This window comes from Halonotius aquaticus (genome assembly GCF_003605575.1).
Classification (GTDB): Archaea; Halobacteriota; Halobacteria; order Halobacteriales; family Haloferacaceae; genus Halonotius; species Halonotius aquaticus.
The window spans coordinates 1-11,484 of the sequence record NZ_QKNY01000010.1 but is presented as its reverse complement, the minus strand read 5'-3'; the positions used below and the strand labels follow the sequence as shown (position 1 = coordinate 11,484).

Below are 11,484 nucleotides of genomic sequence, written 5' to 3'. Positions count from 1 at the left end.
TCGCTATTGTGATTGTCGACGAACACGTCTTCACTGATGCCTATCTCCCCGATCGGCTCCTCCATCGCGACGCCGAGGTGAATGTCCTTGCTGACGCGTTCGAACCTGCAGTCGCCGGCGACCGACCAGCCGACGTTGTAATTCACGGCCCCAGTGGCGTCGGGAAAACAGTCCTCGCACGGCATACCTTCGAACGACTCCAACGGCGAGCAGCCGTTGAATGGGCACATATTCGCTCACTCGGGAAGTCGCCGGCGGGCATCGCCCGTGGTGTCCTCGAAGCACTCGGCGGTGACCCCGCAACCACTACCCCCGAAGAGGAGCTGTGGCGACGACTCCGCAAACGAGTTGACCGACCGCTGATTGTTGTCCTCGACGAGGGCGACGATCTCCATACTGACGCACTGTCGAAGCTCGTCGAGATCCCACGCTTGGCGGTCGTGGTAATCGTCCACCAACCCGAAGCCCTTCTAGCACGCGTCGACGATGACCGGATTCACCAGCGACTTGTTGGCCAGGAACTCGAACTATCGCGATACGCCAACACCGAACTTGCCGATATCCTCGAACCGCGGGTACGCCACGGATTGACTGTCGACGTGGAACGGACGTATCTGGAGTCGATTGCCGACCACGTCGGCGGTGTCGCAAGAGAGGGCATTCAGACGCTGCGGGCGGCCAGCGAGATCGCCAGTGAGGAGGAATCTGCAGTTGAGTCGGTGGCGATTGCGGACGCCTACGACCGAGCAATGCAGTGGATTCGACAGTCGAATTTGGAGTCCCTTCCGCTGCACCACCAGGTGTTGTACGAGCTGATCCGAGAGTCGGGATCGGTGCCACCCCAGGAACTGCATCAGCGGTATGAAGCTGTGTCAGAAACGGTGTACGAGAATCGAGATCGAGTCCCGATTGGAAAGCGAGCTCGCCGAAACAAGCTCCGGAAGCTCGACGAATACGGGCTGATTACAATAGTCGGTGCAAACCGGCATCGGGAATATCGAGTGGCTGACGAAGCGGTCACTCCAGCGATGACCTTCGATTTTCCAGAGCGGTTCATTGTGTGAGATATTTTTGATTGCGAACAGTCTAAACGCTTCCAGCAAGACATGGGAAAATTTCAAATAGTCACTTGCTATTTTCCTAGTGACCGCAGACGATTCGATGAGCTAGCCAGTAGACGTGAACTTTGGTACTTTCGAGGTTCAATTCCTCGGGGGGATATGGTCAAACCGGGCTAAAGAGTAGCGTTCTAAATCTAGTTCATCAGACTATGTTAGCAATAATAACCTCTGGCCTATCAGGAATCGTCTTCGAAAATGCCGGTGTGGTGCTTCCGGTTATCCTAGCACTCATCACGTACATTGGATTCATCCAAAGAACGTCCGTCCCCCACCCTTTGCCCGGAAACAGCTGAGATGCATCTGTAGTGAATAGATAATCCTGGCTAGATACACTCATCCGCTTTTACTAACCAACAAATCCCCCAGGTTCGAGATCCTATGTTGGTTAGATTAGGAACTATTTTGTTTTAAACAGTATCGCCCTCATTGTCAGAATCATCTGTAGATGACTTCCAAGCGTCGCTGTCCAGTCGGCTTTGCGGAAGTCGATCCATCACTCTGTCAATGTAGTAGTCTGTTCTATCATGAATAGCCTGCATCGTGGCCGATATTTGTCCCCATGCCTGTTCATTTGTGCCCGCGATTTTCTCGACGTGCTCATCAAGGCCAGCTTCCAATAGTTCGGAATGTATAGTTTCGGTTCGCTGCAATAACTCATCTTGTTTATCAGAGCCAATTTTGTCCCAGAAGGGATGGGCTTGGTCAAGAACCTCTTCAAACGTATATTGCCCCTGTTTCATAGCAAGAGAAATTATAGAATTAAGAATGCTTGAGACCATGGCCTCTTTGTCCGCTTCATACACATCAAAGGGGTAATACCCAGTCGGCAGCGGTTCACTCGGTTCTACATTGATTGGAAAGCCTTCTCTAGTAGCTTGATCAATAAATTTATGATTTTCAGGGTTCCAAATCGCCAACCCACTATGAGGATTATGATCAAAGTGGACGATTGCAATATCCTCTGGCACCTCTTGTTTGCTCAAATCATTGAACGAAGAAAGTGTGATATCTGTTGATAGTTTTCCAGCGGAAACCGTATCAATGACATCTTGAGTGACAAGCTGTTCTTCGTGATCGTAGACAGTCAGGTAACGCATCAACTGATCACTTTCCAACTTCGAGCTTTTACAGTCAACAATCAGAGAGTGCTCTGCATCAACATTAGTGAGAACCACATCGGGATGTATGATGTTTGAACCTTCAGCATCTGTAATAAAGAACTGATCCTCAATTACATCACATACATACCCCAACTCACCGAGAGTTTTAGAGAATGAGGGCTCGAATTGAGAGAGAGCAATCCAGAGGTTGATCTGATGAGTGTGTGACGACAGGTTCAGACTACTCATTTCTGATCACCAGTTCTGCCGCTGGATCGTAATAGTGTTGCAAATTTGAGAACAACCTGAGAGCAGTATTCCCGCAAGCATCACCGTGAAGATAGATACGAAGCCATTCATTAGCAACCTCAAGTGTTAGCCGGTCACCGTTATGACCATCAACAGCATCGACTTTACACGCATTTTCACCGACTGATCTAATATGTCCAGTTAGTCGGAACGGATCCTTAGCATTCACAACATAGGAAAGAAATCGTTCTACATCTTCGATAGGGTGACTAAAATCAATAACAACGGGCCCTCCCCTAGCTCGAGCTCCATGGTCGCGATCTATCGCATTGATCCGATGGTGAGTCTCAATCTGGTTGAGTAATTTTTCGTACCTTTTCTTAATCTCCTCAACTGTAGAAAGATGAAGTCTGATACTGTCCCCGCCACGGGTCGTGAATTTTCCGTCGTTGGTCACCCGCTCGCGGACAAAGTGTCCATCCCGTTCACGACGAATTTGAACACGAGTGAGAGAGATATAGTCAGCCACCTCCTCTGTTTGACGTAGAATATCGTATAGCTCCCGAGAATTCCGCCCAGAGCCATTGATATTCAAATCGGTGAAGCGAAGACTTTCGTTGTCGTTTAAGAATTCTTCAGGGAAAATATTCTCTGCCTCAAAGCTCATTTTAACACCCTCATATTTCCCCATATCTCCGATTGTTTCAATATGACCACTCGGTAGCCAGAGCCGATCTAAACCTCCTCCCTCGCTTTTCAATAGATCATCTATCGATTTTTTGAAAAAAGCTGAGGATGTTAGTGAATAAATTGACCATAACCGATTGTCATGCACATCAACGAACAGCCACCCTTCTCCCTCTCGGTTTATTGTCTTAACCATCAACAGGTCATTATCAATTTCAAATATCTCCTCAAGTACAGGCTTCTCAGAGAATTCATCTGTTGAAAGATTAGTTTCTATCAGGGCAGTTTTCAACATATTCCTCCCAACATCCAACCGGGTATTTTCTAAGAGATCAGAGTGAACGTTCTGGAGACGCTCCTCAAAGATTTGGTGCATCTCCGAACGGCTGGAAATTGGCTGGGAGGTGGACATGAACCTTCACTTGATAAAGCCTGTTAGTGGATTAAGTTAGTTGTTTCTGCTCAATCAGCATTATTGGTAGATGTCGCAATTGCAGTCGCGTCATTATTGTAAATTGCCACCTATATTCGAACTAACCAACAGATCAAATCAGATTGGTTATAAAGTTGGTTAGCCTAATTCTCGCGGAAATGTAAGGGGTTTTTAAGCAGATATCGACCCTCGGCAGTGATTGCATGCCTCCACAAACAAGCATCCCCACGTATGGTGGTGATCGGGCTGACGTACGCCACCTAGAACGGACAGAAAGCGGCCCTCGCGTCAAGGTCAGCCATGACGACCGGGAGTGGATCTGCGTCGTCGACGTCAAGAGTGGTGAGGTGAACGTCGAGATTGGACGGCAAGACGGTTCACCGGCAGATCTCGAAACGCCAGACTGGCTAACCGATAATCTCAGTCACCTTGCTACGCCCGCGTGAAAATGCAATCAAGAGTCCGTCGAGTCGATCGGTTCGAGTTCACTGGCGTCGAGCTGCTCGTTCAGAAACAGCTGGCCGTCATCAGACAGTCGATAAAGACCGCGAGAAATGCGCTCGACGAGCCCATACTTCGCCAGCTTCGAGAGCCGATCACTCGCATGGCTCTGCGAAGTTACATCGAACTCGGCCACCGCTCTGGGCGTGAGGTTTCCCTCATCTCTCATCGTCTCAAGGATGCGCTCATCAACTGGACGCATCCATTCAGCCCGTTGGCGAACCACGCCATCCCTCTGGGTCCTAAAACTCATAGTAGTACCGATAGGTGGTTGTACGGTGCTATACTGTATATATTTATGGCTATATCAGCATCGTATAGTGCTTAGTTAGCACCAAAATATTAGTAAGAGCGGTTTGAAGGGTAGAGTGATCCGGCCCCATCCGGCCAAAGACCGGCGTGCTGGGACACGCCGGGGTCGGGTCAACTCCTACGAGAGTATCCAATCCGACCATGCGAAAAGTAAGCTCACGGGGTAAAGAGCCTTTACCTCACGAACAGCGACAGCAAGCTCACTCACCGACCAATCTCATTCGCACGGACGGTGGTCGAGGCAGCATCGACTCTATCGCGATTATCGACCCCAAGACCGCCCACCACATTTCCTACGACGGCCCCTTCGCTCGCGAACGCGACGGCCACTGTGTCGAGGTCACGATCCCAATCGGGGATGGGCGCACCGAGATGTGCCGGGAAACTGCCACACACCTTTCGCCGGCCATCATCGGCCATATAGCCGTGACCACCTGGGCGACGACGATCGCCAAGACCGGGCGTATCGTTGCGGCCGAGATCGAAGAAGAATCTGTTGTCACCATTCGGTTTGACGACGGCGGGTACAGCGACGCGGAGACGGACGCACTGCTGGAAACCGCGGAGGTGACCGCCAGTGAGTGATCCCGATCCCAACCGTGATCCAGCCGCCCAGATCCGGGAGACGATCACACAGAGTGACCACGAAGAACTGCCGGTCAGATCCGTCATCGGTCGGACATCGTTGAGCGAACGAGAGGTCGTTGAAGCTGCAGATTCGGACGAGGCCTTCGAATTTGATCACGGGATTGGCCTAATCAGGCTCATCGACGCCACTGGCAACGAGATCCGCAGCGACGGCGGACAGGGAACAGCCGACAGCCCGGATACAGAGGCCGAATCCCCCCGGCTGTCGCTCCTGTTTGATGATGGGTCAGTCCGGGTGAATTCGCCTGATAAGAACGCGACCGTACAGGCACGGCCCGATCACGGACAGGTGCGCCTTGAAGCAACTGAAACGGGTGACCGCACTGTCGACGCCGTCATCGAGGGCAGCCCTGAAGTGATGGCCGGAATCGCCGATCAGATCTATGAGGCTGCCGCGACGGCGGCCCACGAAAACGACGATATCGACCCACTGGACGGTGATCGGGATGTCTAACGCCGCTGATTCCACTGGGGTGCCACAGCCGATCATTGATGTCGCCGTCCAGCTTGACGACGATACGAAAACGCGGCTCAATCGGGCGGCCACAGTCTCAGAGTTCGAGTCCGCCGAGGCATTCGTCGAGGAGGCAACGAAGCGACTGATCGACGAGACACTTGACGAAGACGGCGAGCTCGACTGTCCACACGACGACTGTGACCGGACATTCCCTACGCGAGCGGAACGCCGCGGGCACCTTGGATCGAGTGAACACGCCCTCGATGTTCCTGAGGGCAACTTTTGGTGTGGCTACTGTGGGTACGGCCCGACCAATTGGCGTGGCATCAACGCCCATCACGGTAGTTCCGACCACGAGGGCGAGCCGATCCGACTGTCGGAGGTTCCCGATCGGGAAGATCTCGTTGCGCCCGACAAACGCCCAGACCACAAAGATCCCGAGCTACTCGCCGAGCTCTACGACGAGCACGACGGGAACTACACCGCGATGTGTCGGGCTCACGATTTCGAGGTATCGCCTGGCCGGGTGCGGCACTACCTCGTTGAATTCGGGATTCACGACGTGACACCGCAAGCGAGTAGTGATGGAGACGGCCCAAAGTACCGCGATCGTGAGTGGCTGCAAGAGCACTACGAGGCGGCTGGTGGGAACATCTCGGAGATGCACCGCCGAATCGAACGCGAAGACGAGGTCGATGTGGCCTACACAACGCTCGTCAACACGCTGAAAAAAGTCGGAATCCACGATCCCGAGCAGCGCGAATCAAACGAGACGGATGGGGAAACCGACGACGCCGGCGAGGAGTCGGTCGACCCCGACGATCCAGGTGTCGACGCGGAAGACACCAACCCCCACGACGTAGGCACCGAGCAGCGGGATGACGACGACAGCACAGAGAGCGAGCCCGACGACGAGTCCCCCGAAGGTGCCCGAAGTAGTGAGTCCGATCCCGACCAGTCCATGGGCGCCGTCGACGACGACCGGATTCATGACGTGATTGTCGTCGACGATCCAGAGGATGCCACCGAGTTCAGCGACCTGGCGACCCCCGATTGGTTGCTAGCGAAATCGTTCCACATCGCACTGGAGCTGTCCGACAGCAGCGACGACTTCGCCGAGAACCTCGGGTGGGGAGATCCCGAGGAACTCCGGCTGATGGTCGAGACGATCGGCCTGGAAGACGAACTCGGGGGTGAGCCAGATGCCTGAGCAAGTCGCCGAGTTGTTCGTTAGGCTTGCAGAGCTCGCCGCAGCTGCCGGCGCGGCCCCCGAAGATGGCTCTGGGATCGACGGTGTGTGGACAACGACGGTGCCGGCACCCAATCGTGAGTCCGATTGGAACGTCGCGATGAACTGCGATACTGGTGCCGAACACACAATCGAGGACTTCCCAGCGCAGGGCGACACGCCATCATTGCGAGCCGGCAGTGTGACCGTCTGGCTGGGTACCGTCCCCGCCGGCGTCTGTACGCCGTTCAGTGGGACTGTTGTTGTCCAGGAGACTCTCGACGGCCCGACGAGCATCGAGGATGAGCTGATCGCGGATATCGAACAGCAGATCGAGGCCGTCGACGCTGATCGCGAGGAGGCCCTCCCAACGACGGGAGGTGAGCCACCGTGATCGAGATCTCCAACCATGCGCGTCGACAGTGGCGACGGCGGGGGGATACACCCGGTCTCGATCCCCAGCTTGCGTGGGAAGTCGCCACGCCACTCGAAGCGGTCGAAGATTTCGATGAGGGCCGATACCATCGGCAATCGGAGACCGTGCTGTTCCGCCGTGGGACAGTGTTGGTCACCGTTTACGACGCGCGTGATGTGACGGCGGATCTCCGGGCAACGATAAACGCGTGTCGGGAGGCCACAGCATGAGCGCGAGGAGCCCACCCTCCGACGGGCATGGTGAGTGCCCCTGTTGTGGAAGCCCGGCAGGGAGCTGCTATCGCTGCCAGCACTGTGGCTATGATCTCGTCGATTCGGGAGGTGTCGGACAGTGAGCGAGACAGACGACTCACTCACCGAGCGAATCACGCTGCGGCTCTCGACAGAGTATGTTGAGGCTCTTGATGCGCTTGTCGACGCGGGCCACTTCGAGCACCGGTCGGCCGCGCTGCGCGCCGGCGTCGACGATGTCCTCGAACAGGGGGCCGTGTTGATCTCCAAGAAGTCAACCGGTGGCAGGGAACGGAAGCATCTGCCCGATGGTGACGGTGGCACCCTCTGCACGCGTGTCGACGACGAGAGAATGATGTCAGTTCCAGCCGAGCGCGTCGCTCACCTCAATCTTTGCCGTGGGTGTGATCCGGGAACTGAGATTAATCACGCGAGTGGATCGGGCTCGTCAATGGCTCGGTCTTTGGAGGGGCGAGGATGATCGAATACAGCTGCAAGCCGCGCGCGCCCGTCAGACATCCCGTCGATAAGGGTGCAGAATCGGTAGTGAGGTCGCCGTTTGGAGATCAATCCGCGGGGTGTTTCAGGTCATTGGGGCCCCGATTACCCACAGACAGCGGGGAACTACCCGCAATGATTAAACACGGCCGAGCTAGTGGTAACAGGTATGACAAGCTAACCGCGATACGCATCGCTCGCCGATGTGACCGCGACCGCAGAAGGGGATCGATTGGACATCATTCCCTTCTTCGGCCGGTTACTTATAGTTTGCTCCCTCAGTCAGAGGCTTCTCTGTCCTTCGAGGCGAGCCTGAGCGGTGCGTGTTCCATTTCGGAGCACGCCCATGACCAACAAGACACATAGCCGACCCAATAGCGGTCGGATCGCCAGAGGCCAGTTTGCAGACGCCCACACAGCTGTCAGTCTCACACCTGGCTTGGGAGTGATCGCCCCGTGACTGACGACGTGGGAGATCGCCCAGAGCACCTGAAGTGGGAGACTGGCGAGGTCGTCGACGAACGGGTTGGCGAGCTCATCCTTGACGATCAGTACCCAGCGTCGACAGCCGCTGAGATCAGCCTCGATGAAGACACGACGGTATCGAGATCCTCAGCTGACAATCCCGGCATCTGGGCTGACCTGCTCCGAGAACCGGATGTGCAGACAGCACTTGTCCAGGGCATTCATCGGTTCGCCGATGGACGGACAGCAAGCGAGTTGCAAGCCGCCCTCGAAGCTCGTGGCGTCGCCGACACGCTGCGGGGCGTGATCACGCGGGTTGTCTGGGGAGTCGAGCGCGATGATCCCGACGACGAGGAAGCATATATTCGGGAGCTGTTGTACGGTGGCGACGACCGCGATGGGTTGCTGTATCTGGCCCGGCGGCTGGGTACCCAACGCGCCCCTGCTGACCAAATCCTCGGCACCGCGAGGTTGATCGGGTGGGCTACTAGTGACCAAAAGATCGATCCACCGACCATCGCGGTGAGTGTTCAGCAAAGCTTCCGAGAACAAACGCAGAAGCGACGTGAATCCGTTCTTCAACTGCTAAGGCAGCTCGCCCGAAACTGTGAGGTCGTCATTGTTGGTGCGCCGGTCGATCTCCGATGGCTGGCAGTGGCCCACGATGTCGACCGGGCTGCGTTTAGCGAACGGTGGAGTGGACCGGGTAAATCAGCAGCTATTGATGAGCGTGTCGACCAGGCCCTCGACGTACTCGACAGAGAGTGCAAAGGGACTCAGATCCTTCGGCATCTCCACAACCGGCCTGATGAGGTGATGAGCTATCATGCGCTTGCTAGTGCCCTCATGGTCTCTACAGCCACGATCTCGAATTGGGTGCATCGCCGTGACGACGCGCTCGCCGAGCTCGGACTCGTCGAAACGATCGACGTTGGTCGCCAGACACATGTCGAACTCGGGCCGGCCGGGAGAGAGGCTATTGAGACTATCGAGACAGAAACCACCAGACAACAGCGGCTTGATGAAGCGTTTAGCGATCCGTTGCATTCGTCAGAGCATGGACGTGTAGTCCCGCGCGAGCACGGGGAGCCCCCCACCGGAGATCCACGGCGGAAGGGTGATGGGTTGGCCCCGGTTGCCACACTATCTCGTCGCGATGCCTACGGAGCCATCGCCTCACGCCGTGAGAACGGCTTTAGCTTGGTTGATCACCCTGTTGAGAAGACCGACGACTACCGTGTAGCCGGCATCTGGGTCAATCCTACCGGCAGCCGCGTCGTCACATCAACCGAGTACGTCAACCCCATGCAGTACTGGGTGTCCACCGCGAGATCGTTAACCCACCGTCGGATCTTCGAATACTGTCTTACTCCGGAGCGGTTGGAGTCGGCCGACCACTCCTTTATCGATCTGTTCGAGGAGCATCGCGAGGTGCTTCGATCGTCCCGTTGCTTGGGCCATCTCCCTGACGACCATGATACTGTCGAGGACTTTATCGACGCCCTGCAGGATGCCCGCAGCGACCTCGAAGATCTCACATCGCAACTCCACAACGGGGACTTTGACGATGAAGATCGGTTCCGGGGTGATATTCTCCGTGAAGCTCTCGGGTTGGCCGGGACGATGGTTCATCTCATGGATCTCGTCGACGTCGACGTTGTTCGTGAGCTCCGACTCCCGACGTTCAGCTCTGATTTCGACGCGGATCGGTGGGAGGATCTAACTCAGACACTGGCTGTTGGTGCCGCGATCCAGAGCCGATATGGTCAGTTCTCGGCGTACCGACAGCTGTTCGAGCAGCGAGAGCAGAAGCTGGACTGGACGATCTTCGTCGACGTTGATGCTGCCGACCCGGTTGGTGAGATGATCGGGTCGTTCGTCCTGGTGGGTAATTTCGGCGACCGCGATGGCGACAAACGGGCGGCGTTCGTCGAGGATCTAGAAACCGAACTGCAGTCACCGTCTGAAGTTCGAGATGATGCCCCCGAGTTCACCGTCGATATCCCGATTCGCGCCTTCGAGTTCGACCGAGAGCAGTTTGCCCTTGCCACAGCGAAGATGGCCGACGTGAAAAATCTCCGACCAACTCGTGAAGCTGTCTCCCTACTGCGGTTGTTCGTCGGGAATCCATACGATGCGGCGACTGCAATCAACTGGTTGGGAAGTGAAAGTCATCTCCGCGATCTCCGGGTGAGCGAGATCCGCTATGCTCTATCGAAACTCCCTACCGACCGACTGGTGCCGCACTGTACGCCAGGGGCTCAGGCTATCGTCAAGACGTTGCTTGCCGTCGACGAACCGTTGTCGACAACCGAGCTAGCCGAAGCTGCTGACATTGCCCGATCGACGATCTCCCGTGGTGGGGACGCTGCTGGTGACCGATTGCAGGCACTCGGCCTCTTGGAGCAAACTGACGACGGGTGGCGACTCCCGATAGCGTTCAACAACGATGAGGAGCGTTACGACGAGACTGTACCGTGGGTCATTAACGAAGCTGAGCAGGTCGCTGTCCGAGACATCTTCTACGAGGCAGCACAGGAACTCGTCGACGATCCGACGAGGTGGGGCGATCCCGGTGATCCTGTCTGTGGCTGCTGGCTCTCGCTGACGGACAAGGGGTTGCCCGATCTACGACCGCTGATCGATTATTGGGAATGGCTTGATCCCTGGGTCGATATCTTCGAGGCTGTCCTCGATGAACGGTCAATGCTTGCCACTGTCGAGGAGTCTCATCCGTCTGAGGCAACTGTCGCCTTCGGTACGCCCCCAAAACAGACCAGCATACAGTCACCAAGAGAAACTATCCAACAACGAGGTTATTCAATCTGATTGTGTTGGTTAGATAGAACCTATCACCGAGCCGTACTGAGTATTACTAACCAGCCACACGAGTTTTCCTGACGAGTGAAGCTGATTAGTGAGACCGATTAGTGAGACTAACGATTCATTCAGTAGATGGCTTGAGAACGCCGAAATCACTATTATCGTTCGGTTTCGACGGTGGTGTATGTCGATATCAGACGAGGAGCTTGCGGCAGTGCTCAAAACGCGGCACCACACCGACAAGATCAACACGGAGATGATCACACCCGGCGACCATATCGATCCCGAGCTTGTCG

At 55.6% G+C, this 11,484-nt stretch carries 11 protein-coding genes; 8 read left to right on the top strand and 3 right to left on the bottom strand.

Going from position 1 to position 11,484, the window contains the following annotated elements:
- Positions 1 to 8: 8 nt before the first annotated feature.
- A complete protein-coding gene (locus DM826_RS07260) occupies positions 9 to 1,064 on the top strand; it encodes a Cdc6/Cdc18 family protein (protein ID WP_120102738.1) in 1,056 nt (351 codons plus the stop codon).
- A 464-nt stretch (positions 1,065 to 1,528) separates the two neighbouring features.
- Here the strand turns inward: DM826_RS07260 and DM826_RS07255 are convergent, their stop codons facing one another.
- The 3 genes from DM826_RS07255 to DM826_RS07240 all read right to left on the bottom strand — a co-directional run bounded on the left by DM826_RS07255 (position 1,529) and on the right by DM826_RS07240 (position 4,293).
- A complete protein-coding gene (locus tag DM826_RS07255; RefSeq protein WP_120102737.1) occupies positions 1,529 to 2,470 on the bottom strand; it encodes a hypothetical protein in 942 nt (313 codons plus the stop codon).
- Positions 2,463 to 3,569: a hypothetical protein gene (locus tag DM826_RS07250; RefSeq protein ID WP_133304653.1), complete on the bottom strand. Its 1,107-nt coding sequence runs from the start codon at positions 3,567 to 3,569 to the stop codon at positions 2,463 to 2,465. The genes DM826_RS07255 and DM826_RS07250 overlap by 8 nt, the downstream gene beginning before the upstream one ends.
- 475 nt (positions 3,570 to 4,044) lie before the next feature.
- A complete protein-coding gene (locus DM826_RS07240; RefSeq protein WP_120102793.1) occupies positions 4,045 to 4,293 on the bottom strand; it encodes a helix-turn-helix domain-containing protein in 249 nt (82 codons plus the stop codon).
- 251 nt (positions 4,294 to 4,544) lie between these two features.
- Here DM826_RS07240 and DM826_RS12830 point away from each other — a divergent pair, with 251 nt between their 5' ends.
- The 7 genes from DM826_RS12830 (at position 4,545) to DM826_RS07205 (ending at position 11,194) form a co-directional block, all read left to right on the top strand.
- Positions 4,545 to 4,988, top strand: coding sequence for a hypothetical protein (locus tag DM826_RS12830; RefSeq protein WP_133304652.1), 444 nt, complete (start codon positions 4,545 to 4,547; stop codon positions 4,986 to 4,988).
- Positions 4,981 to 5,505, top strand: a complete 525-nt coding sequence (locus DM826_RS07230) for a hypothetical protein (RefSeq protein ID WP_120102733.1) — start codon at positions 4,981 to 4,983, stop codon at positions 5,503 to 5,505. Before DM826_RS12830 ends, DM826_RS07230 begins: the two co-directional genes overlap by 8 nt.
- Positions 5,498 to 6,718 (top strand): hypothetical protein, encoded by a 1,221-nt coding sequence (locus DM826_RS07225; protein WP_133304651.1) that lies wholly within the window; start codon positions 5,498 to 5,500, stop codon positions 6,716 to 6,718. Before DM826_RS07230 ends, DM826_RS07225 begins: the two co-directional genes overlap by 8 nt.
- Entirely contained in the window at positions 6,711 to 7,130 is a 420-nt protein-coding gene (locus DM826_RS07220; protein ID WP_120102731.1) for a hypothetical protein, read from the top strand. The genes DM826_RS07225 and DM826_RS07220 overlap by 8 nt, the downstream gene beginning before the upstream one ends.
- Positions 7,127 to 7,381 carry a hypothetical protein gene (locus tag DM826_RS07215; RefSeq protein WP_120102730.1) on the top strand — a complete coding sequence of 85 codons (255 nt, stop codon included), beginning with the start codon at positions 7,127 to 7,129 and terminating at the stop codon, positions 7,379 to 7,381. The genes DM826_RS07220 and DM826_RS07215 overlap by 4 nt, the downstream gene beginning before the upstream one ends.
- 121 nt (positions 7,382 to 7,502) lie before the next feature.
- Positions 7,503 to 7,883 (top strand): ribbon-helix-helix domain-containing protein, encoded by a 381-nt coding sequence (locus DM826_RS13155; RefSeq protein WP_205738814.1) that lies wholly within the window; start codon positions 7,503 to 7,505, stop codon positions 7,881 to 7,883.
- A 473-nt stretch (positions 7,884 to 8,356) separates the two neighbouring features.
- A complete protein-coding gene (locus DM826_RS07205) occupies positions 8,357 to 11,194 on the top strand; it encodes a helix-turn-helix domain-containing protein (RefSeq protein WP_120102729.1) in 2,838 nt (945 codons plus the stop codon).
- Positions 11,195 to 11,484 lie beyond the last annotated feature (290 nt).

Excerpts from the sequence above, each read along its gene's own strand:
- DM826_RS07255 (WP_120102737.1), bottom strand. The coding sequence starts at position 2,470 with ATGAGTAGTCTGAACCTGTCGTCACACACTCATCAGATCAACCTCTGG.
- DM826_RS07250 (WP_133304653.1), bottom strand. The coding sequence starts at position 3,569 with ATGTCCACCTCCCAGCCAATTTCCAGCCGTTCGGAGATGCACCAAATC.
- DM826_RS07240 (WP_120102793.1), bottom strand. The coding sequence starts at position 4,293 with ATGCGTCCAGTTGATGAGCGCATCCTTGAGACGATGAGAGATGAGGGA.
- DM826_RS12830 (WP_133304652.1), top strand. The coding sequence starts at position 4,545 with ATGCGAAAAGTAAGCTCACGGGGTAAAGAGCCTTTACCTCACGAACAG.
- DM826_RS07225 (WP_133304651.1), top strand. The coding sequence starts at position 5,498 with ATGTCTAACGCCGCTGATTCCACTGGGGTGCCACAGCCGATCATTGAT.
- DM826_RS07220 (WP_120102731.1), top strand. The coding sequence starts at position 6,711 with ATGCCTGAGCAAGTCGCCGAGTTGTTCGTTAGGCTTGCAGAGCTCGCC.